Source organism: Halomonas sp. PAMB 3264 (assembly GCF_031954245.1).
In the GTDB taxonomy this organism is placed as follows: Bacteria; Pseudomonadota; Gammaproteobacteria; order Pseudomonadales; family Halomonadaceae; genus Vreelandella.
In genome coordinates this window covers 776,981-797,537 of sequence record NZ_CP134866.1, presented here as the reverse complement: position 1 = coordinate 797,537, position 20,557 = coordinate 776,981, and the positions used below count along the sequence as shown (strand labels likewise).

The 20,557-nt window shown below is 62.6% G+C and carries 18 protein-coding genes and 1 tRNA gene; 13 read left to right on the top strand and 6 right to left on the bottom strand.

Annotated elements, in window-relative coordinates:
* The first annotated feature begins 15 nt into the window (after positions 1 to 15).
* The 5 genes from RN347_RS03660 (at position 16) to RN347_RS03640 (ending at position 6,145) form a co-directional block, all read left to right on the top strand.
* Positions 16 to 993 carry an ABC transporter permease gene (locus tag RN347_RS03660; protein WP_252106793.1) on the top strand — a complete coding sequence of 326 codons (978 nt, stop codon included), beginning with the start codon at positions 16 to 18 and terminating at the stop codon, positions 991 to 993.
* Positions 990 to 1,823 carry an ABC transporter permease gene (locus RN347_RS03655; protein ID WP_263584950.1) on the top strand — a complete coding sequence of 278 codons (834 nt, stop codon included), beginning with the start codon at positions 990 to 992 and terminating at the stop codon, positions 1,821 to 1,823. The genes RN347_RS03660 and RN347_RS03655 overlap by 4 nt, the downstream gene beginning before the upstream one ends.
* Before the next feature lie 9 nt (positions 1,824 to 1,832).
* The gene (locus tag RN347_RS03650; protein ID WP_311960217.1) at positions 1,833 to 3,479 is read left to right on the top strand and encodes an ABC transporter ATP-binding protein; all 1,647 of its coding nucleotides are present in this window, start codon (positions 1,833 to 1,835) and stop codon (positions 3,477 to 3,479) included.
* A gap of 86 nt (positions 3,480 to 3,565) precedes the next feature.
* Entirely contained in the window at positions 3,566 to 4,963 is a 1,398-nt protein-coding gene (locus tag RN347_RS03645) for an FAD-binding oxidoreductase (RefSeq protein WP_311960216.1), read from the top strand.
* Positions 4,964 to 5,035: 72 nt separating this feature from the next.
* Positions 5,036 to 6,145: a histidinol-phosphate transaminase gene (locus RN347_RS03640; protein ID WP_263584953.1), complete on the top strand. Its 1,110-nt coding sequence runs from the start codon at positions 5,036 to 5,038 to the stop codon at positions 6,143 to 6,145.
* A gap of 22 nt (positions 6,146 to 6,167) precedes the next feature.
* Here RN347_RS03640 and RN347_RS03635 read toward each other — a convergent pair whose 3' ends face one another.
* From RN347_RS03635 to RN347_RS03610, 6 genes are all read right to left on the bottom strand, one after another.
* The gene (locus tag RN347_RS03635; protein WP_263584954.1) at positions 6,168 to 7,124 is read right to left on the bottom strand and encodes a branched-chain amino acid transaminase; all 957 of its coding nucleotides are present in this window, start codon (positions 7,122 to 7,124) and stop codon (positions 6,168 to 6,170) included.
* Positions 7,121 to 8,227, bottom strand: coding sequence for a class II histone deacetylase (locus RN347_RS03630; RefSeq protein ID WP_311960215.1), 1,107 nt, complete (start codon positions 8,225 to 8,227; stop codon positions 7,121 to 7,123). The genes RN347_RS03635 and RN347_RS03630 overlap by 4 nt, the downstream gene beginning before the upstream one ends.
* Positions 8,228 to 8,319: 92 nt before the next feature.
* Positions 8,320 to 9,264, bottom strand: coding sequence for an ornithine cyclodeaminase family protein (locus tag RN347_RS03625; protein WP_263584956.1), 945 nt, complete (start codon positions 9,262 to 9,264; stop codon positions 8,320 to 8,322).
* Between the two features lie 188 nt (positions 9,265 to 9,452).
* A complete protein-coding gene (locus RN347_RS03620; protein WP_311960214.1) occupies positions 9,453 to 9,809 on the bottom strand; it encodes a RidA family protein in 357 nt (118 codons plus the stop codon).
* A gap of 113 nt (positions 9,810 to 9,922) precedes the next feature.
* On the bottom strand, positions 9,923 to 10,234 hold the full coding sequence (locus tag RN347_RS03615; protein WP_263584958.1) for a hypothetical protein: 312 nt from the start codon (positions 10,232 to 10,234) through the stop codon (positions 9,923 to 9,925).
* Positions 10,235 to 10,317: 83 nt separating this feature from the next.
* Positions 10,318 to 10,404, bottom strand: a tRNA-Leu gene (locus tag RN347_RS03610).
* Between the two features lie 112 nt (positions 10,405 to 10,516).
* Here RN347_RS03610 and queA point away from each other — a divergent pair.
* The 8 genes from queA to RN347_RS03570 all read left to right on the top strand — a co-directional run bounded on the left by queA (position 10,517) and on the right by RN347_RS03570 (position 20,542).
* The gene (gene queA, locus RN347_RS03605) at positions 10,517 to 11,548 is read left to right on the top strand and encodes a tRNA preQ1(34) S-adenosylmethionine ribosyltransferase-isomerase QueA (RefSeq protein ID WP_311960213.1); all 1,032 of its coding nucleotides are present in this window, start codon (positions 10,517 to 10,519) and stop codon (positions 11,546 to 11,548) included.
* 38 nt (positions 11,549 to 11,586) lie between these two features.
* Positions 11,587 to 12,723 carry a tRNA guanosine(34) transglycosylase Tgt gene (gene tgt, locus RN347_RS03600; protein ID WP_311960212.1) on the top strand — a complete coding sequence of 379 codons (1,137 nt, stop codon included), beginning with the start codon at positions 11,587 to 11,589 and terminating at the stop codon, positions 12,721 to 12,723.
* A 99-nt stretch (positions 12,724 to 12,822) separates the two neighbouring features.
* Complete coding sequence (gene yajC, locus RN347_RS03595) at positions 12,823 to 13,149, top strand: preprotein translocase subunit YajC (protein ID WP_252106781.1); 327 nt, start codon at positions 12,823 to 12,825, stop codon at positions 13,147 to 13,149.
* Between the two features lie 131 nt (positions 13,150 to 13,280).
* On the top strand, positions 13,281 to 15,134 hold the full coding sequence (secD, locus tag RN347_RS03590; protein WP_311960211.1) for a protein translocase subunit SecD: 1,854 nt from the start codon (positions 13,281 to 13,283) through the stop codon (positions 15,132 to 15,134).
* Between the two features lie 49 nt (positions 15,135 to 15,183).
* Complete coding sequence (gene secF, locus RN347_RS03585; RefSeq protein WP_311960210.1) at positions 15,184 to 16,110, top strand: protein translocase subunit SecF; 927 nt, start codon at positions 15,184 to 15,186, stop codon at positions 16,108 to 16,110.
* 74 nt (positions 16,111 to 16,184) lie between these two features.
* Positions 16,185 to 18,179, top strand: coding sequence for an ATP-binding protein (locus RN347_RS03580; protein WP_311960209.1), 1,995 nt, complete (start codon positions 16,185 to 16,187; stop codon positions 18,177 to 18,179).
* A 150-nt stretch (positions 18,180 to 18,329) separates the two neighbouring features.
* Complete coding sequence (locus tag RN347_RS03575; protein ID WP_311960208.1) at positions 18,330 to 19,043, top strand: response regulator transcription factor; 714 nt, start codon at positions 18,330 to 18,332, stop codon at positions 19,041 to 19,043.
* A gap of 101 nt (positions 19,044 to 19,144) precedes the next feature.
* Entirely contained in the window at positions 19,145 to 20,542 is a 1,398-nt protein-coding gene (locus tag RN347_RS03570) for a tetratricopeptide repeat protein (RefSeq protein ID WP_311960207.1), read from the top strand.
* Positions 20,543 to 20,557 lie beyond the last annotated feature (15 nt).

Here is a 20,557-nt window from a genome sequence, read left to right as displayed (position 1 = left end):
GTCAGGAATTCCATCATGGTCTATGCCCGCTTGATTGCCATGCGGCTCATCAAAGCCGTCATTGTGCTATTTCTCATCGTCATTTTTAACTTTTTGCTGATCCAGCTTGCCCCCGGCGACCCGGCCTCCATTCTGGCTGGCGAAGCCGGCGCGGCGGATCAGGAGTTTCTCAACCAGCTACGCGAGCGCTTCGGGCTCGACCAGCCCATGTACGTGCAGCTGTGGCGCTACGTTTCGGGCATCGCCATGCTCGATTTCGGCTACTCCTACCGTTTGGGCGTTCCGGTGTTCGACTTGATCATGGCCCGCCTGCCCGCCACGCTGCTGCTGACCGGCACGGCCTTCGTACTGTCACTCTTTTTGGGCATCGTGGCCGGCTCCATGGCCGCCGCCCGGGTGAAAAAACCATCCGGCTCGCTGATCATGGCGCTGGCACTGGTGTTTTACGCAACGCCGCTGTTCTGGGTAGCGCTGATGTCGGTGGTGGTGTTCTCGGTCTATCTGGGCTGGCTGCCCGCCTACGGCCTCTATACCGTGGGCGCGGGCCATACGGGCCTTGCGCTGGTGTGGGATGTCGCCCAGCACCTGGTGCTGCCCGCCACGACCCTGGCGCTGTTTTTCATGGCGATCTACACCCGCATGACGCGTACCTCGATGCTCGAAGCCGCTCAGCAGGATTACGTCAAGACCGCTCGCGCCAAGGGCTTGAAGCCGCGCATTATTCAGCGCCGCCACGTGCTGCGTAACGCACTCCTGCCGATCATTACGCTGGCTGGCTTACAGGCGGGGCAAATGGTCGGCGGGGCGATCCTCACCGAGACCGTATTTGCCTGGCCCGGCATTGGCCGGCTGATGTTCGAGGCGCTTCAGCAGCGCGACTATAACCTGCTGCTGGGTATCTTCTTTTTCTCAGCCGCGCTGGTCATCGTTTTCAACATCATGACCGACCTGGTCTACCGCCTCGCGGATCCGCGCATCAAGGGGGCTTCATGAGCTTTTTCGCACGCTTTGCCCAAAACCGCGGCGCTTTAGTGGGTCTTATCATTCTGGCGCTGATCATCGTCATGGCGATACTCGCGCCGCTTTTATTTCCTGAATCGCCCTGGCGCATGGTGCAGCGCCCGTTTCTGCCGCCTCTCGCGCAGGATGGCTTTATACTGGGCACCGACACCATGGGCCGTAACGTGGCCGCAGGACTGATGCACGGCGCCTGGGTGTCGCTTCTGATCGGACTGGTCTCCACCAGCGTGGCGCTTTTGATCGGCGTACCCATGGGCGCTATCGCCGGCTACTACGGTGGCCTGATCGACGACGTGCTCATGCGCTTCACCGAGTTCTTCCAGACCATTCCCAACTTCGCCCTGGCGATCGTACTGGTCGCGATCATGCAACCCAGCGTCACCTCAGTCGTGCTGGCGATCGCGCTGGTGAGCTGGCCACCGGTGGCGCGTCTGGTGCGCGCCGAGTTCATGTCGCTGCGTCACCGTGAATACGTCGAAGCCGCACGGCTGGTGGGCCAGACCAATACCACCATCATTCTCAAGCAGATTCTGCCCAACACGCTCTCGCCGATCATCGTGCTGGCCTCATTGATGGTGGCCACGGCCATATTGCTGGAGTCCGGGCTTTCGTTTCTCGGGCTGGGCGATCCCAACGTGATGTCCTGGGGCTACATGATCGGCGCGGCGCGCACCGTGATCCGTCAGGCGTGGTGGCTCAGTTTCTTTCCAGGCGTTGCCATCCTGCTTACCGTGCTGGCGCTGAACCTGGTGGGCGAAGGCCTCGACGATGCGCTGAACCCCAAACTGTCCCGCGAGCGCTAGGAGAGAGACATGACGCAATCGAATCCATCCCAGGCGCCGGGCGAGACGGTACTTCGCATTCGTGACCTGAGCGTGGCGCTGCCCAAGGGCGCGGATCGCGCCCTGGCGGTAGAGAACGTGAGCTACGAGGTGAACCGCGGCGAGATCATGTGCGTAGTGGGTGAATCCGGGTCGGGCAAGTCCATGGCAGCCAATACGGTAATGGGGCTTCTGCCCAAGGGCGTACGCCCGGTACAAGGCGAGATCACCTTCGAGGGCCAGAACTTGCTCGCGCTTACCGAGAAGCAGCACATGGCGCTGCGCGGGCTCAAGATCGGCATGATTTTCCAGGAGCCGATGACCGCCCTGAACCCGCTGATGCGCGTGGGCGCCCAGATCGCCGAGGTGTTCGAGGCCCACGGCCGGTTGACCCCTTCCGAGCGCCAGGCACGCGCGCTGGAGCTGTTGATCGAGGTGGGCCTGCCGCAGCCGGAAAAGGCGATTCGCGCCTACCCCTTCGAGCTTTCCGGCGGCCAGCGCCAGCGGGTAATGATCGCCATGGCCCTGGCGCTCGAGCCGGTGCTCTTGATCGCCGATGAGCCGACCACTGCGTTGGATGTCACGACCCAGGCGCAGATCCTCGAGCTGATTCGCGATCTGCAGCGCCGCCGGGGGATGGCGGTGATGTTCATTACCCACGACTTCGGCGTGGTGGCCGAAATTGCCAACCGTGTCTGCGTGATGCGCCACGGCAAGATCGTCGAACTCGGCGACGCGGATGAGGTGCTCGGCAACCCGCAGCACGAATACACCCAGGCACTGATCGCCGCGATCCCGAGCAACGCCGTACCGCCCCACCGAGAGGCGCGTGAGCCCGCAGCGCTTCTGGATATCAAGCATCTCAACAAGGTGTTTCGCTCTCGCGGAGGCTTTTTGAAACCAGCGCGCGAAGTGCGTGCGCTGGACGATGTTTCGCTTTCGCTTGCTCGCGGCGAAACCGTTGGCATCGTCGGCGAATCCGGTTCGGGCAAGTCGACGCTTGGGCGCTGCGTCGTACGTCTGGAGCATCCGGACGACGGCGAACTGCTGCTCGACGGCGTGAACCTGTCAACGCTCAAGGGTGATGCCCTGCGCCGCGAGCGCCACCGGGTGCAGATGATTTTTCAGGATCCTTATGCCTCGCTCAACCCGCGCACAAAAGTGGGCATGGCGATCGCCCAGGGGCCGATCGCCAACGGCACACCCAAGGCAAAGGCGTTGGCGCAGGCGGGTGAACTCCTGGACATGGTGGGCCTGGGCGCCAGCGCTCTGGATCGCTTTCCCCACGAATTTTCCGGCGGCCAGCGCCAGCGTATCGGCATCGCTCGGGCGCTGGCGCTCAATCCGGAACTGATCGTCGCAGACGAGGCCGTCTCGGCGCTTGACGTCTCCATTCAGGCCCAGGTGCTGGAACTGCTCGAGGAGCTCAAGCAGCGCTTGTCGCTATCGCTATTGTTCATCACCCACGATTTACGTGTGGCCGCGCAGATCTGCGATCGCATCGTGGTCATGCAGCATGGTCGCATCGTCGAGCAGGGAAGCGCAGAGCAGATATTTTTACATCCCCGCGAGGCCTATACCCGCTCGCTGCTGGAGGCCATTCCCGGGCGTGAGGCGCCAGTGGCAGCCAGCGCCTAAAGCGCGATGTAAAACATGATATTGTTTCGCATGCATTTTTTTAACACGAGCGCCTGCCAGCCGTCTCGTCATCGAAAGGAATATGAATGAAGATCACCCTGGAGGCCCTATGCGCAATCGTAGGCCCTAACCATGTCTTGACTGGCAGCGATGTGACGAGCCGGCAGGAAGATTGGATGACCGGCGCGCCGTGTCAGGCCGGTGCCATCGTTCGACCAGCCAGTACCGAGGAGCTTTCAGCGGTGATGCGCGCCTGCTTCGAGTGCAAGCAGACCGTGGTGACCCACGGCGGGCTAACGGGACTTGTTCACGGTACTCAAACCAGCCCTGACGATCTTGTCATCTCGATGGAGCGTATGACCGCCATCGAGAGCGTCGACCCGGTAGGCGCCACGCTGACGGTTCAGGCCGGCGCGCCGCTGCAGCGCGTGCAGGAAACCGCCGAGGACATCGGGCTACAGTTTCCGCTGGATTTGGGCGCGCGGGGCAGCTGCACCATCGGCGGCAACATCGCCACCAACGCGGGTGGCGTGCGGGTGATTCGTTACGGCATGATGCGCCAGCAGGTGCTGGGGCTCGAAGCGGTGATGGCCGACGGGCGCGTGGTTAGCTCGATGAACCACATGCTCAAGAACAACGCCGGCTTCGATCTCAAGCAGCTGTTCGTGGGCACCGAAGGCGTACTGGGTATCGTGACCCGCGCGGTGCTGCGACTGCAACCGCCTACGCCGAGCGAACACACCGCCATGGTCGCCTGCCCTTCTTTTGAGGCCTTGACGGCGCTGCTCGCTCAGATGGGTAAGACGCTGGGCGGCGGGCTCGGGGCGTTCGAGGTGATGTGGCAAAACTACTACCAGCTGCTGACAGAAACCTTGGGACGGCACACGCCCCCGATTTCTACAGAGCACCCTTACTACGTGATCATCGAGTGTCTGGGGAGCGACGACGCCCGCAGTGAGGCTCAGTTTCGCGATGCGCTGGAACAGGCCATGGAAGCGGAGCTGATCATCGATGCGGTTATCGCGCAGTCCAGCACCCAGCGTGACGGCCTGTGGGCGATACGGGAAGATATCGAAGGACTCAAGGAAGGGCTGCACCCGGTACTGACCTTCGATGTGAGCCTGCCGATCGCCGACATGGAGCGTTACACCCAGACGCTCGAAGCGAGGCTTGAAGCGTCGTGGCCCGACTCGCAGTTGATCGTGTTCGGCCATCTGGGCGACAGCAATCTGCATATTTCGGTCGGCGTGGGTAGCAAGGAGCCCGCAGTCCGCCGCGCCGTGGAGGCACTGGTCTATGAGCCACTGACGGCGCTGGGCGGCTCCATCTCTGCCGAGCACGGCATCGGTCTTGAAAAGCGTGCCTGGCTTGGAAGCTGCCGCAACGAGGCGGAGATCGAGCTGATGCAGACGCTGAAAAAGTCGCTCGACCCTTTTGGGCTGCTCAACCGCGGCAAAATACTCGACGAGACGCTTTTTGAGTAAGCCGCCAGCCTCTTACTATTCAGTTATTACTATTCAGTTATTACTATCAGCTATTACTTTCAGGATACCGTTATGCCCCGCTACCCCGATCACCTGACCGGCGAAGGTCCGGTTAACCCGTTCCCCGGCATCAAGGTGCTGGAGAGACGCATCGGCCGCGAAATCCCCCATCGACTGGGTTCCAATGAAGGGCTCGATATGCCTCACCGGGCGCTGCGTGAGCATTTCGGTGATGCCGCCACCGAGCACGCCTACTGCTATGGCGATGCCGAAGCGCTGGGCGTGCGCCAACGTCTTAGCGATCAGCAGGGTATCAAGCTCGACGAGCTGCTGGTGGATGCCGGTGCCGACAGCCTGATCGCGCTTTCATTACGAACCACCTGCATGGCCGGCGACACGGTGATTAGCACCGCGGGCACCTACCCCACCTTTGGCTATTTTGCGAAAGGCCAGGGCTGCCGGCTGGTGGAGCCGCCCTACTTTGAAGCACCCGGCGTACTCGCACCGAACCTCGACGCATTGGCCGAAGCTGCGCACCAGGAAAACGCGCAGCTGGTGTATCTTGCCAATCCGGATAACCCAAGCGGCTATCTGCACGACGACAGCGCCATTTTGAAGCTAAGAGAAGCACTGCCCGATCACTGCTGGCTTCTGCTCGACGAGGCCTATGGCGATTTTCGCGACGATGCGGGCAGCGACTTTGCCGCTCGGGCGCTTCCCGGCGTCATTCGTTTGCGCACACTATCGAAAGCCCACGGAATGGCTGGGCTGCGTATCGGCTACGCCATTGCTGACCCTGCCGTGCTCGCCATGATGATGAAAGTGCGTATTCATTATGCGGTCTCGGCGTTCACCCAAGCGGCAGCGGAAGTGGTGCTGGATAACATGGACGAGGTCAATCAACACGTTCGTGACGTGAAAGCGCGCCGGGAGCGCCTCGCCGAGCATTTTCGCGCACTGGGGGCCGATGTGCTGCCAAGTGCCACTAATTTCATCGGTATTCGGCTGGCCAGCAGCGAGCTGGCCGAGCGCGTCAACCGCGAGCTGCTCGAAGATGGCCGGCTGATCGCCCGCCCGGCGCATCCGGCACTCGGCCACGTGCTCCGGGTGACTGCCGTGGCGGATGCGCTAAAACCCGGGCGGCTGGCCATTCTGGAGCGGGCGATCAACGCGTCCGCCTGACGCTCCCAAGCCGAGCCCGCCGTTAGGCGGGCGTCAGCCAGTGCTTAAACTCATCAAGCTCTCCGCGTACCGCTTGGCGATACAACTGCTGCAACCGGGCAGTCACGCTCTCATGGCTGATCGGTTCACTGACCGGCGGCGCGCCGGCGCGGGTGCCGATATGACGCCCATCGAGCTCGCGCAGTGGCAAAATCTCCGCGGCGGTGCCGGTCAAGAACGCCTCGTCGGCGGTGTAGAGTTCGTCGCGGGTGATGCGCCGCTCGCGTACCTCCAACCCGAGCACTTGGCGGGCCAACTGAATCACGCTGTCCCGCGTGATGCCCTGCAGGCACGAGGTCACCTCGGGCGTGTGCAATACGCCGTCGCGCAGCAGAAAGACGTTGGCTGCCGAGGCTTCGGCCACGTAGCCTTCGGGGTCGAGCATGATGGTTTCGTCGAAGCCCGCCTTCACTGCGGTATTCAGCGCCAGTATCGAGTTGACGTAGTGGCCGCTGGTCTTGGCGCGGCACAGGCTAATGTTGACGTGGTGGCGTGCCCAGGAGGAGGTCAGCGCGCGAAGCCCGTGCGTGGCCGCCTGGGGCGAAATGTACGGCCCCAGATCCCAGGCGGCGATCATCACATGCGTTTGCAGCCCCTGAGCGCGTAACCCTAAACCTTCGGCGCCAAGAAACACGGTCGGTTTGAGATAGGCATCCGTTAGCGCGTTTCGCGCCAGGCAAGCGCGCTGGGCTGCGATCAGCGCTTCTTCGCTGAACGACAGCGGAATATCCAGCGAGTGGGCGCTTTCCACCAGCCGCCTGGTATGCTCCGCCGCCCGAAAGATATGCGTCCCGCCCGCTCCGTCGTAGGCGCGCACGCCTTCGAAGCAGCCCATGCCATAGTGCATGGTATGGGTGAGCAAGTGCATTTTCGCGGCTCGCCATTCAAGCCATTCACCATCCTGCCAGATCCAGCCGTCACGGTCGTATAGCGGTGTCATCGGTGGTTGCGCTCCCACTCCGTTTGCCAATGGTCGATCAGCGCGCGTTGGTGCGGCTGTAATGCCTGGTAACCCCAAGCGGCGATCTCGTCGTTTTGCGGGTCGGGTACGGCAGTATGGCTACCCGCCAAGGCCTGCAGCGTGGCGTGGCCACAAAGCGGTGCGTATCCTTCCGAGTAGCCACCTTCATGAACCAGCACGAGCCGGCCCTGGCAGCAGCGCTCGGCCAAAGCCTTGAGCCTTGACGTCATATCGGCAAAGGCCTGGCTGTTGAGCAGCATCTTGCCCAGCGGGTCCTTGGCGCAGGCATCATATCCGCAGGCGACAACGATCATCTCCGGCGCGAAGGCCTCGATAGCCGGCAGTACCAAGCGCTCGAACGCATACTCGTAGGCCCCAATACCGCACCCGGGCGGCAGGGGCAGGTTGAGATTGGCGCCCAGGCCCTCGCCTTCGCCCTGCTCGTCGAAACCACCGCTATCCAGCGGGTAGTTGGCAGCCTGGTGGATCGAGACGGTGAGCACGTCGGGCTCTTCATAGAACGCAGACTGCTGGCCATTGCCGTGGTGCACGTCCCAGTCGAGAATCGCGACCCGTTTGATTTGACCCAGCGCACGTGCGCGTATGACCGCCACCGGAATATTGCCCAGCAGGCAGAAGCCGCGGCCCTGGTCAGCTTCGGCGTGATGGCCCGGCGGGCGGCAAAGGGCGTAGGCGTTATCGAGTGCACCGGTCGCAACCGCCTCGACAGCAGCGATGGCAAGCCCCGCCGATTGAGTCGCCGCCGCCCAGCTACCCGGCGTGTAAGGGGCGCAGTCGCCGCCATTTCCGCCCATGCCTTGATCGCCGGCTTGAAGCGCGTCCAGATAGTGCCGGCTGTGAAACCGCTCGAGATCTTCACGGGCCGCCGAGGCGGGTTTGACGACGCGAAGTTCGTCGATCAGCCCGCTGACTTCGAGAATGTTCTTGAGACGCCGCTTGCTATCCGGGCTTTCTGAAGCGGGTTGAGGCTGAAGGAACTCGCCAGGGGCGGAAAACACGCCGATGGCGCCCTGGTCGTGCCAGAAGCAGCGCTCGTGCCAGTAAAAACCGGTTTGGCTCATCGTTTCTCCCTTTTAAAGTTGTTCGCCGGGACCTGGATTAACGTTCCCGTCGTCGATGTAATAGCCAACGCGGCCAATCGTAAGCGCCCAGGCTAAGCCTCGGCACCCGACAGCGTCTCCCACACCTCGACCGCCGCGGCGAGATCCTCGAGGGAGGCGCCAACGGACTTGAACAGCGTGATCGCCTCACGCGAGGAGCGCCCGGGATGCTCGCCGCTGAGCACCTCCAAAAGATCGGCCTGAATGTCATCAAAGCGAAACGCCCCTTCGTCGATGGCCTGCAGAATATCGCCCGCCTCGCCTTTCGCGCCGGCGTAGGTGTCCACGAACACCTCGCTCAGGCGCAGGCACTCGGCATCGGTTTCGCGCATCTGCGGGCGAAAGGCACCGATCAAGTCCAGGTGAGTGCCCGGCGTGAGCCATTCGCCCTTGATCAACGGCTGGGTGGAGAGCGTGACGCAGCTGACGATGTCCGCCGCGGCCACTGCCTCGGCCAAATCCTCGACGGCGCGGGTCTCGAACCGGTCGGCGTAATCCCGGGCAATCGCGGCGGCCTTGTTCGGGTTTCGCCCCCACACCAGTACCCGTTTGATGGGCCGCACGCTTGCGTGGGCTTCGATCACCATGGGGGCGAGCTTGCCGGTGCCCACGACCAGCAGCGTCTCGGCGGTGTCGAGTGAGAGCTTGCGGGCCGCCAGCGCGGACGCCGCCGCGGTGCGACGCCGGGTCAGTTCGCTGCCGTCGATGCACGCCAGGGGCTGGCCGTGTTTGCCTTCGCTGAGCAGATAAAGCCCGGAAATCGCCGGCACGCCGGCCTCGGCGTTCTGGGGAAAGACGTTCACCATTTTCACACCGATGTAGCCGGCGGCTTCCCAGGCGGGCATCAGGAGCATCGTGGCTTCGCCGTCGGGGCGATGCATGGCGTGATGGTGACGCGGCGGTGACTCCACGCCGTTGAGGAAAGTTCGTTCGAGTCGTTCGATCAGGCCTCTCCATTCAAGGTGACGGGCCACCTCCTCGCTCGAAATCACTCGCATATCGCCTCTCCGTTCGGGTTGTCAGTCATGAGCCTTGCGCTTACGCGCACGCCCCACTGCTCTCAGTGGCCCCATGGAGTTTACCCAAAAACAGCGACTCTTCGCATACCTCAATAATGGGCGCACTCAACGAAAAACCCCGGCGGGCGCCGGGGTTTTTTTAAAGCAGGGATCAAACGAGCGATGGATCAGCCGTTGGCCAGTGCCGCCACGATCATGATTTCGACCTTCCACTCGGGCTTGGCCAGTCTGGCTTCAAGGGCGGCACGCACCGGCGGGTTGTTCGAACCGATCCAGGCTTCCCAGGCGACGTTCATCGCATCGAACTCGGCCATATCGGTGACCCAGACCTGGGCGGAGATCAAGTGCGCTTTCGAGGAACCCGCTTTTTCCAGCAGCTCGTCGATGCGCGACAGCACCTGCTCGGTCTGGCCTTTCATATCGGCGGTGGCGTCGGCCGGTACCTGGCCTGCCAGATAAACGGTGCCGTTGTGAATGGCGATTTGGCTCATGCGGGCGTTGCTGTCGTGGTAGGTCACGCTCATGGTGTTTCTCCGTGCATTAAATAAAGAACGCCCCGAGACTACGACATACGCGGCAAAAATGCTTGCTCGACGTGATGAAAACCGCCTCGTTGATTGAAAAAACACAATGAACCTCAGTAGTTGGCAAGAAACCCAAGCCACAGCACGAGGTAAATGAGCCCAACCACCAGCACGGTCAGTAGCGCGCCAATGACCAACGACACCAGCGTAATGCGTGCACTCTCCTTGCCTGAAAGCGGCGACGTGCCGTCTTCACGCTTGTTTCGATTAGGGATCAGCGCAATGACGATAATCCCCCAGAGAGGCAGGAGAATCCCGATTAAAATGCCCAAAACAGTCGGGTAGCCTTTCTTTCTGGCAAAGACCGTATTCAGAATAATGCCGGTTACAGCGATGAAGACCCACCCGACGAGCGTGTAGTCCATAGAGCCCCCAAGCGGCTCCAAAAGCCGGTAGTAGAAGCCAATAAAAAAGGCCTAGCGAAAACGCTAGGCCTTTTTTAACAAGATGGTACCGGTGGCCAGACTCGAACTGGCACGCCTGTTACAGCGGCGGATTTTGAATCCGCTGCGTCTACCAATTCCGCCACACCGGCAATGGCTGGGCATTATACGGAGAATCGCTGCCGGGTCAATCGCATCGACTGACTTTATCGTGTGAAAGCGCTATCCTAGGGCGCCTGTTCGACCACCCACAAGAGCCCTTTAATGCAGCGCGCGGACTTTCATTTCGAGCTACCTGAAGAGCTGATCGCTCGCTACCCCTCCGAGCAGCGTAGCGACTGCCGTTTGCTGTGCCTGAGCGGCCAAAACGGCGCCATCGACCATCGCCGCTTCACCGATCTTCTCGCGCTTTTGGAGCCCGGCGACCTGCTGGTGTTCAACGACACCCGCGTGATTCCCGCCCGCCTGCACGGCCAGAAAGCCAGCGGCGGCAAGGTGGAAATGCTGCTGGAGCGCCCGCTGGATACCCACCGGGGCCTTGCGCACCTGCGTTCGAGCAAGTCGCCCAAACCCGGCACCGAGCTGATCTTCGAAGGCGGCATTCACGCCGTGGTGGAAGGCCGGCGCGATGCGCTCTTCGAGCTGCGCTTTCTGGGCGAGACGCCGATGATCGCGCTTCTGGAAGCGCACGGCCACATGCCGCTGCCGCCTTACATCACCCGCGACGACGAGCTTTCCGACCGTGAGCGCTACCAGACCGTCTACGCCCGCCGCGACGGCGCGGTGGCCGCACCCACGGCGGGGCTTCACTTCGATCAACCGCTGTTGGACGCGCTTGCAGAGAAAGGCGTGGAGAGCGCCTTCGTCACCCTGCACGTCGGCGCGGGCACCTTCCAGCCGGTGCGGGTGGACAACATCCTCGAGCACCACATGCACAGCGAGTGGATCGAGGTGGGTGAAGAGGCCTGCCAGAAGGTGCGCGACGCGCAACAGGCAGGGCGGCGTGTGATCGCCGTGGGCACTACCAGCGTGCGCTGTCTGGAGAGCGCTTGTCAGAAAAGTGCGGACGGCCAGATCGCCCCTTACAGCGGCGATACCGATATCTTCATTTACCCGGGCTACGAGTGGCGCTGCGTGGATGCGTTGATCACCAACTTCCACCTGCCGGAATCGACGCTCTTGATGCTGGTGTCCGCCTTCGCGGGCTTTGACAACATCCAGCGCGCCTACCGGGAAGCGGTCCGCGAGCGCTACGCCTTCTTCAGTTACGGCGACGCCATGCTGCTGACGCGCTGATCGCGGCCGCCTCAACGAATTCAGATACGAGTCTAGACATGCGAAACGAATGCTTTATGCGCTTCGAGCGCTTGGCCGAGGACGGCCGCGCGCGCCGCGGCCGCCTTCACTTTCCCCGCGGCACGGTCGAAACCCCGGCCTTCATGCCGGTGGGCACCTACGGCACCGTCAAGGGCATGACGCCGGAAGCGGTGAAGGAGATCGGTGCCGAGATCATTCTGGGCAACACCTTTCACCTGTGGCTGCGCCCGGGCACGGAAGTGATCGAGGCCCACGGCGACCTGCACGACTTCGCTCAGTGGGACAAGCCGATTCTCACCGACTCCGGCGGCTTCCAGGTCTTTTCGCTTGGCGAGATGCGCAAGATCACCGAACAGGGCGTACATTTTCGCTCGCCAGTAGATGGCAGCAAGGTGTTCATGGGCCCGGAAGAGTCGATGGCGGTGCAGCGCTCGCTGGGCTCCGACGTGGTGATGATCTTCGATGAGTGCACGCCCTACCCGGCGACTTATCATGAAGCCGAGAAATCCATGGAGCTCTCGCTTCGCTGGGCCAAACGCTCCCGGGACGCCCACGGCGATTCACCCTCGGCGCTTTTCGGCATCATCCAGGGCGGCATGCACCCAAAGCTTCGCGAGCGCTCGCTCGCGGGGTTGATGGAGATCGGCTTCGATGGCTTGGCGATCGGCGGGCTTTCCGTGGGCGAACCCAAGGAAGAGATGATCAAGGTGCTCGACTACCTGCCGACCTGGATGCCGGATGACAAGCCGCGCTATCTGATGGGTGTGGGCAAGCCCGAGGACCTGGTCGAAGGCGTGCGCCGCGGCGTGGACATGTTCGACTGCGTGATGCCGACCCGCAACGCGCGAAACGGCCACCTGTTCGTCTCCACCGGCACCGTCAAAATTCGTAACGCCACGCACCGCCACGACACCCGACCGCTCGATGACGAGTGCGACTGCTACACCTGCCAGAATTTCTCGCGCAGCTACCTACATCACCTGGATCGCTGCAATGAAATGCTCGGCTCGATGCTCAATACGATCCATAACCTGCGCTTTTATCAGCGGGTCATGGCGGATTTGCGCGCGGCAATCGAAGCGGGTACATTGACCGCCTTTGTGGAAGGCTTTTATGCCCAGCGCGGCCTGCCCGTGCCACCGCTTGCCAAGTGATAAAAAGCAGCGATACCTGATTGATCGCCACTCGCGTGCGCGAGTGGTTTTATCCCATTTTCCATCAACCTCAACGTCATTAACCCAGGAGCTCGCTCGATGCTGGATTTCTTCATCTCGCCGGCGCATGCCGAAGGTGCCGCCGGCGGCGGCGGTATTGCCCAAATCGTCATGCTGGTCGGTTTCGTACTGATTTTCTACTTCCTGTTGTGGCGCCCGCAGGCCAAACGCGCCAAGCAGCACAAGCAGCTGGTCACAAGCCTGGATAAAGGCGATGAAGTGGTCATCGGCGGCGGTCTGGTCGGTCGCGTCACCAAGGTCAGCGACGAATTCCTGACCCTTGAAGTCTCCGAAGGCACCGAAGTGAACGTGCAGAAAAACGCCGTGGCCGCGGTACTGCCCAAGGGCACTATCAAGTCCATCTAATCTTCGCGCCCCACCCTGCCGACACGTGCCAGCCACCCCGGCACGGGTGAGATGGTCGATGATGGTAAACGTTGCCGTACGCGGGCTGCCCGCGTACGGCAATTCCGTATGTCATTGAAGGCAGGGCTTACATGCTCAACCGTTACCCCCTGTGGAAGTATCTGCTGATACTGGTCGTTTTGATCGTTGGCCTTATCTATTCGCTTCCCAACTTATTTCCCGCCGATCCCGCCATTCAGATTAGTAGCGCCCAGGGCGATGCCCTGAGCGAGCGCGACGTCTCCCGCGTACGCGATGCCCTCGATGAGCGCGATATCGCCGTCACCGGCGTCGAGCAGGAGAACGGCCAGTGGCTGATTCGCCTGGCAAGCGACGACGACCAGCTCGACGCGCGCGACGCGGCCACCGAAGTGCTGGGCGGCGATGCCACCGTGGCGCTGAACCTGGCCGATGCCACCCCTGGTTGGCTACAGGCGTTCTCCGCCTCGCCGATGACGTTAGGGCTCGACCTTCGCGGCGGCGTGCACTTCCTTTTGGAGGTGGACATGGACGCGGCGATCACCCAGCGCCTGGAAGTCAACGCCAGCGCCATGCGCGAGCTTCTGCGCGGCGAACGTATTCGCTATCGCAATACCGAGATCGATGGCCAGACCCTGTCGCTCGATTTCGCAAGCTCGGAAGACCGCGACGACGCCCGCCAGCTGATCAGCCGCGAGTTTCCGGACTTCGATTACGCCAGCAACGGCAGCGGCCGCTCGGCAAGCCTGGCCATGACGCTCAGCGACCAGGTCGTGAGCGAAATCCAGGACTACGCCATCAATCAAAACCTGACCACGCTGCGTAACCGGGTCAACGAGCTGGGTGTCGCCGAGCCGATGGTGCAGCGCCAGGGGCCGAACCAGATCGTGGTGGAGCTGCCGGGCATTCAGGACACCGTGGCCGCCAAGCGCATCGTAGGCGCCACCGCGAACCTGGAGTTCCGCCTGGAAGCGCGGGGCGACACGCCGGAGATGGAAACCGAAAGCTTCGGGTTTCGTAACAACGACGGCCGCAGCGCGCAGCTGATGCGCGATGTGATCATTACCGGCGACAGCGTGTCGAGCGCGAGCAACAGCTTCGATGAGAACGGCCGCCCCCAGGTCAACATCAACCTGGACGGCACCGGCGGTACGCTGATGAACCGCGCCACGCGCACCAACATTGGCCGCAACATGGCGGTCCTGTTCATCGAGCACAAGAGCGAAGACACGGTGGTCACCGACCCGGAAACCGGCGAGCAGACCATCGAGCGTGAGCCCTACACCGAGCGCGGACTGATCAGCCTGGCCACCATTCAAAGCGCGCTGGGCAACAGCTTCCGCATCACCGGGCTCGACTCGCCCACCGAAGCGAGCGAACTCGCGCTACTGCTGCGTTCGGGCTCGCTTGCCGCGCCCATCTACTTCGTGCAGGAGCGCACCATCGGCCCAAGCCTTGGCGCCGAAAACATCGAGCGCGGGCTTTTGTCGGTCCAGCTGGGTCTTTTGCTGGTCGTGCTGTTCATGCTCGCCCGTTACAAGGTCTTCGGCGTGTTCGCCACCGTCGCGCTGGGGCTGAACCTGACGCTGCTGGTCGCGGTGATGTCGATGCTGGGCGCCACGCTCACACTTCCCGGCATTGCCGGTATCGTGCTCACGCTTGGCATGGCGGTGGACGCCAACGTGCTAATCTTCGAGCGCATCCGCGAAGAACTCAAGAACGGGCTGTCGATCCAGCAGGCCATTCACGCCGGCTACGAGCGCGCCTTCACCTCGATCGTCGATGCCAACATCACCACCCTGCTGGTGGCGGTGATCCTGTTCTCGATCGGTACCGGGCCGGTGAAAGGCTTTGCCGTGACGCTCTCGATCGGTATTTTGACGTCGATGTTCACCGCGCTGATGGTGACGCGCGCCATGGTCAACCTGACCTACGGCAGCAAGCCCGTTAAAAAGCTATGGATCTGATCGCCATGTTCCAGATCCTCGCGCTTCGCCCCGACTTCAAGAGGTGGTCATGAAACCCCTATCACATCTGTACATCGACTTCATGGGCCGGCGGAACCTGGCGTTCATCGCCTCCGCCGTCATGCTGGTCGTGTCGATCGTCGCCATTGCCGCGTTCTCGCTCAACCTTGGCCTGGACTTCACCGGCGGCACGCTGATCGAAGTCCGCTACGGCGCGGCGCCCTCGCTCGACGCCGTGCGCCAGCTGCTGGAAGCCAGCGGCTTCCAGGACGTGTCGGTGCAAACCTTCGGCGCCTCCACCGAGGTGCTGATTCGCCTGCAGCAGGCGTTTGATCCGGACGTAGGTACCAATGTCGTCAATCTACTGCGTGAAAGCGGTGACAGCGTCGATCTGGTCCGCGCCGAGTTCGTCGGCGCCCAAGTGGGCGATCAGCTGCGTGATCAAAGCGGCATGGGCCTGATGGTCGCGCTCGGCGTGGTGATGCTGTATGTGGCGCTGCGCTTTCAGTACAAGTTCGCCATCGGGGCGCTTTTGGCGCTGATTCACGACGTCATCATCGTGGTCGGCGTGTTCGCGCTGTTCCAGCTCGACTTCGATTTGACGGTGCTGGCGGCGATCCTGGCGGTCATCGGCTACTCGCTCAACGATACGATCGTGGTGTACGACCGTATCCGCGAGTCGATTCGCACCTCGCGCATCGACGACATGCCGCAAATCTTCAACGAAGCGATCAACGCCACGCTCTCCAGGACGCTGGCGACCTCCGGCACGACCATTCTCGTGCTACTGGCGCTGCTGGTGCTCGGCGGCGACATGATTCAGAACTTCGCCATTGCGCTGCTGGTCGGCATCGGCGTGGGCACCTTCTCCTCGATCTATATTTCCGGGGCGCTGCTGCTGCCGCTGAAGCTCTCGCGCGAGGATCTGATCCCGACGAAGAAGGCACTCGACGAAGAGGAAGAGGAGCTGCCCTAGGGCAAAACCCGCGCCGGCGCGCAGACTGCAAGGCGCCGGCGGTTCGATCAGCACAGCGTTTGGGGGGCTTTTGCTTGAAAAGTACGGCGCTCGCTTTCGTTGTGCTGTTGCTTCTTACCCTGTGCGCCTGCCAGGCAGCAACAGCGGCGGCGCCGCTACGCCCGGGACTCGATCTTCCCTACCAGGTACTGGCCGACGCGCCGGGTCAGCAAACCCTGAACGACATGGCGCCACGCCTGGCGCGCGCGCCGCGTCTTCCCCCCTCTCCCGTTTTCTCCCGTGGCTATACCGATAGCGTCTGGTGGCTGCGCTTTACACTGCCGGCGAGCGCCCTTGCAAACGCGCCGCTCTGGATGACGATCAGACCCAACTTTCTCGACGATGTGCGGGTCTATTATCGCCCCGTCGGGCCCGCCGACATGCCGGAGTTGTCGCGAGATAACCGCGGTACTTCTTCATCAGAGCGTGCCTTGAACGAAGATGGCTCGGCCTGGCAGGAACGCCGCTTCGGCGATACCGTCGAGACCGCCCGCGACGACGTTCACTACCGCTTCCCGCTGCTGCAGTTCCCCCCGTTGCCGGAGAGCGCCGAGGCGTACGAAGTCGTCATTCGCCTTGCCAGCACCAGCTCGCTGATGCTGCGATTGGAGCTCTCGCCGCCGGCGAGCTTTCTGTCCCAGGCGGCGCGCTCCACCGCCTGGTACGGCGCCTATTTCGGCATGGCGGCGATTGCAACGCTTTTGGCGCTGGTGCTCTCGATGACACTCGGCGGGCGGCTGCTCTGGTCGCTCACGGCCACCGCTATTCCGTACCTGTCGCTGGCCTGCGTCGAAGGCTTCATCGCCTGGTGGTGGCCCTGGCAGGGGCACCTGGTCCAGCACTACCTGGTCAGCGTACTGGCGCTTTTGATGTACCCGGCGCTGCTCTGGATGCCCGCCGAGGCCATCGGCTTGAGAACCTACATGCCGCGCATCTACCGGCTCTTTTTGGCGTCCTGCGCGCTCGCGGCGCTGCTCCTGTTGAGTATCCCGTTGGGATTTTATGGCGTGGCCATCCGTCTACAAACCGCGATTTATGTGGTGACCGGCGTGATCTTCATCGTCGCGTTTTTCCGTATTCAGCGCCTGGAGCAGCTGTCGCCGATGACGCTGCTGCTGGGCGCCGGCCCCTTCATGTTTCTGGTCGTATCGCTTTTGGGGATGCTGGCGCTGGCGGGACTTTTGCCCTTCGAGCAAGCGCTCTACCTGCTGTGGCAAAACGTGTTGCTGTTGAACATGCTGCTGGTGATGGGTGTGGCGGTCTATCGCATACGCAGCCAGCACCGTCAGGTGCGCGAGCGCGCCCGTCTCGTTCGCGAGTTGAGCGTCGAGCGCAAGGCGCGCTTTCACCAGCGCCAGTTTATGGGCATGGTCGCCCACGAGTTTCGCACGCCCCTGGCGGTCATTTCGGCCTGTGTCGAGAATTTGCAAAGCGCTGCTGCCAGTGATGCGACCCAAAAGCGCCACGAGCGGCTGCGACGCGCCACCGAGCGCCTCACCCAGCTCACCGATAGCTGTCTGGTGGATGCTCGCCTCGACGCCGATGAGCTGTTGATCGACCGGGTCCCCACTGACCTGACCGAGGTGATTTACTCGGCGCTTTCGCTGATTCACTTTTCAGAGCACCACCAGTGGCAGTTCACGATCAATGGCCGACCCCATGACGATACCCACGGCACGCAGACCAGTCCCGTGTCGATCGATCCGGCCATGATGCGCATCGCGCTCTCCAACGTCATCGACAACGCGGTGAAGTACAGCCCCTCGGGCGTGATCCGTATCGACTATCGCCAGGGCACGCATGGCTGTACCGTGTCCATCGAAGATCAAGGCCCCGGCATTGCCGACGAGCACCGACAGCTTGTTTTCGAGCGCTATCGCCGCGGCGAAATCGAGCAAGCGACCCAACGCGGTGTCGGGCTTGGGCTGTATCTGGCAAGGCGCATTGCGCGCGCCCACGGCGGCGAGCTTTCGCTCGAGCCGCGTGTGCCCACGGGCTGTCGCTTCGTCTTCACCCTGGCGCAGGCCTGAAGCGAGTGCCCAGCGCCTGGCATTCGCCGCTCGAATTCGTATCATGAGAGCCAGCGCCGTCGTTGGAGTACGCAGGCGTTCACCCCATGAAGCCCTTACCGGCGGATGGCATCGCTATCGAGCGCCTGCAGCGTCAGGCAAGGATCTTCCATGATCGAGAAACGCCCCCGAATCGCCATCATCGAAGACAACGAGGACCTGCGCGAGGAGCTTCTGTTCTACCTGACCCATCGAGGCTTTTCGACCTGGGGCGTGGAGAGCGCCGAAGCGTTCTGGAAGCAGCTGCATCGACAGCCCGTCGAGATCGTGCTGGTCGACCTGGGGCTACCCGGCGAAAGCGGCTTTTCCGTCGCGCAATTTTTGCACGAGTTGACCGGCTACGGCGTGGTGATCGTGACCGCCCGTGGCGATCATCAGGCCAAACTACAGGCGCTCAACCTGGGGGCCGATCTGTTTCTGGTCAAGCCCATCAACTTCGCCGCCCTTGCCCTCGCGTTGGAACGGCTCGGCGAGCGCCTGCTCGATGCCAGCGGCGGCTCGACCCTCAAGACCGTACCCTCCAGCAAAAGTGGCTGGTACATCAGTAGCGCCGGCGACCATCTCGTGGCCCCGAATGGGCCAGCGCTTCCGCTCTCCGCCAAGGAGAGCGAGCTGCTCGACATTCTGGTGTCGTCCACCCACCAGATCTTTACCCGACAGTCGCTGCACGATCTGTTGTTCGAATACGAGCCGGAGTCGGAGCTTCACCGCATCGACGTCATCCTGAGCCGGCTGCGTCAAAAGGCGCGCCGCCACGGCCTGTCGCTTCCCATCCGCACCATTTTCGGCAAGGGCATCGTGTTCGTGGGCGACACCAGCCGGTGATTCCGGCGCCACTTACCCGAGAGAATTGAGAGACACGAGACTGACACCTTCGCAACACGCCATGACATTCTGTTGCAAAACTGCCCTGCCGGACCGTCCTCATGGCTATCTGCTGTCGCCCTGCCCCGCCCAAAGCCTCACCGTATCATCGCGCATCGCCGCTGCTCGCTGCGGTAGGGCTGATTGGGTGTCTGTGCGCCATGCCGGTCAGCGCTGCGCTGGGCGCCAACGTAGTGCCGGAGCAGGCACGCGATACACGCCAGGCGCGCGAAGCGCTGTTCGAGCAGATGATGGCCAATCCCGCCGACCTCGATCTTGCCTTTCGCTACGCGGCGCTGGCCACCCGGGCCGGCGATCTGGAAGCGGCGATCGCCACCCTCGAGCGCATGTTGATTTTCGCACCGGGCCTTGCGCGCCTGCAGCTCGAGCTCGGCGTGCTCTACTACCGGCTGGGCGCCTGGCAAAACGCCCGCAGCTACCTGGAAGGCGCGCTGGCCGCTGACAACGTGCCGCCGGAAGTCATCGCGCGCGTAGAGCCGCTGCTTGAACGTATCGCCGCCCGTCAAAGCCCAACGCGCTCGGCCACGACCCTGACCGTGGGCGTGCGCCACCAAAGCAACGTCAACGCCGGGCCCGGCGCGAGAACCGTGACGCTCAACGATATCGATTTTTTGCTCGATGACAGCGCCCGGCGCCGCGCCGGTGCCAGCGTGTTCGCCAGCGGCCGCTTCGACTACTCGCGAGATTTGCAAAGCCAGGGCGATCGCCTTGAAAGCCACCTTTTGGCCTTCGCCACGCGCCACGAGTCGCTCAACGAGTATGACACCCTGGCGCTCGAGGCCAGCGCCGGCGCCGCCCTCGATCTTGGCCGCTTTGAAATGGATGCAAGCGAACTGGCGCTCGACGTCAGTGCCCTGGGGGTATTGCTCGACGGCGAGCCCTATCTGCTGGCCCCGGGTTTGAACGCCGGATTCTCGACCGCGCTCGACCCGCGCTGGCATCTTTTTCTGGGCGGCGAATACCGCTATCAGACGTATCAAAATTCGACCGACCGCCCCAACGCCGACGAGCGAACCGGCCCACTGCTGGGACTCTCGACGCGCCTGGAGTACCGGCCCAGCCAGCGCTTTTCGCTCTATACCGGCCTTGCCGGTGAGCGCCACCAGGCGCGTGCCGATTACTTCTCCCACGATCAAATCGAGCTTTCGCTCGGCGGGCTTTGGCGTTTTGCCGCGCCGGTGGGAAGCGATGCATCACTCTGGACGCTCTCCGCCGGGCTTGGCTATCTCGACCGCCGCTATGATCGGCCCGACCCGGTATTCAGCCGCCGCGACGAGCAGCACAACCAGGAAACCTACGCCCAGCTGGGCCTGACCACGCCGGTGAGCGATAACACGGCGCTTTTGTGGCAGATCGACCGCCGTAACGTGACCTCCAACTACGACTTGCGTGATTTTTCCAACACCGGCGTGTCGCTGGCCGTTAGCGTCAGCTTTTGACACCGCACCGAGAGG

What these genes read in the sequence shown, in the direction of transcription:
- RN347_RS03625 (WP_263584956.1), bottom strand. Translation starts at nt 9,264, where the DNA reads ATGCGAGTGATTTCGAGCGAGGAGGTGGCCCGTCACCTTGAATGGAGA.
- secF (WP_311960210.1), top strand. Translation starts at nt 15,184, where the DNA reads ATGAAACCCCTATCACATCTGTACATCGACTTCATGGGCCGGCGGAAC.
- queA (WP_311960213.1), top strand. Translation starts at nt 10,517, where the DNA reads ATGCAGCGCGCGGACTTTCATTTCGAGCTACCTGAAGAGCTGATCGCT.
- RN347_RS03615 (WP_263584958.1), bottom strand. Translation starts at nt 10,234, where the DNA reads ATGGACTACACGCTCGTCGGGTGGGTCTTCATCGCTGTAACCGGCATT.
- RN347_RS03620 (WP_311960214.1), bottom strand. Translation starts at nt 9,809, where the DNA reads ATGAGCGTGACCTACCACGACAGCAACGCCCGCATGAGCCAAATCGCC.
- RN347_RS03660 (WP_252106793.1), top strand. Translation starts at nt 16, where the DNA reads ATGGTCTATGCCCGCTTGATTGCCATGCGGCTCATCAAAGCCGTCATT.
- RN347_RS03575 (WP_311960208.1), top strand. Translation starts at nt 18,330, where the DNA reads ATGATCGAGAAACGCCCCCGAATCGCCATCATCGAAGACAACGAGGAC.
- RN347_RS03655 (WP_263584950.1), top strand. Translation starts at nt 990, where the DNA reads ATGAGCTTTTTCGCACGCTTTGCCCAAAACCGCGGCGCTTTAGTGGGT.
- yajC (WP_252106781.1), top strand. Translation starts at nt 12,823, where the DNA reads ATGCTGGATTTCTTCATCTCGCCGGCGCATGCCGAAGGTGCCGCCGGC.
- secD (WP_311960211.1), top strand. Translation starts at nt 13,281, where the DNA reads ATGCTCAACCGTTACCCCCTGTGGAAGTATCTGCTGATACTGGTCGTT.
- RN347_RS03650 (WP_311960217.1), top strand. Translation starts at nt 1,833, where the DNA reads ATGACGCAATCGAATCCATCCCAGGCGCCGGGCGAGACGGTACTTCGC.
- RN347_RS03635 (WP_263584954.1), bottom strand. Translation starts at nt 7,124, where the DNA reads ATGACACCGCTATACGACCGTGACGGCTGGATCTGGCAGGATGGTGAA.
- RN347_RS03640 (WP_263584953.1), top strand. Translation starts at nt 5,036, where the DNA reads ATGCCCCGCTACCCCGATCACCTGACCGGCGAAGGTCCGGTTAACCCG.
- RN347_RS03630 (WP_311960215.1), bottom strand. Translation starts at nt 8,227, where the DNA reads ATGAGCCAAACCGGTTTTTACTGGCACGAGCGCTGCTTCTGGCACGAC.
- RN347_RS03570 (WP_311960207.1), top strand. Translation starts at nt 19,145, where the DNA reads ATGGCTATCTGCTGTCGCCCTGCCCCGCCCAAAGCCTCACCGTATCAT.
- tgt (WP_311960212.1), top strand. Translation starts at nt 11,587, where the DNA reads ATGCGAAACGAATGCTTTATGCGCTTCGAGCGCTTGGCCGAGGACGGC.
- RN347_RS03645 (WP_311960216.1), top strand. Translation starts at nt 3,566, where the DNA reads ATGAAGATCACCCTGGAGGCCCTATGCGCAATCGTAGGCCCTAACCAT.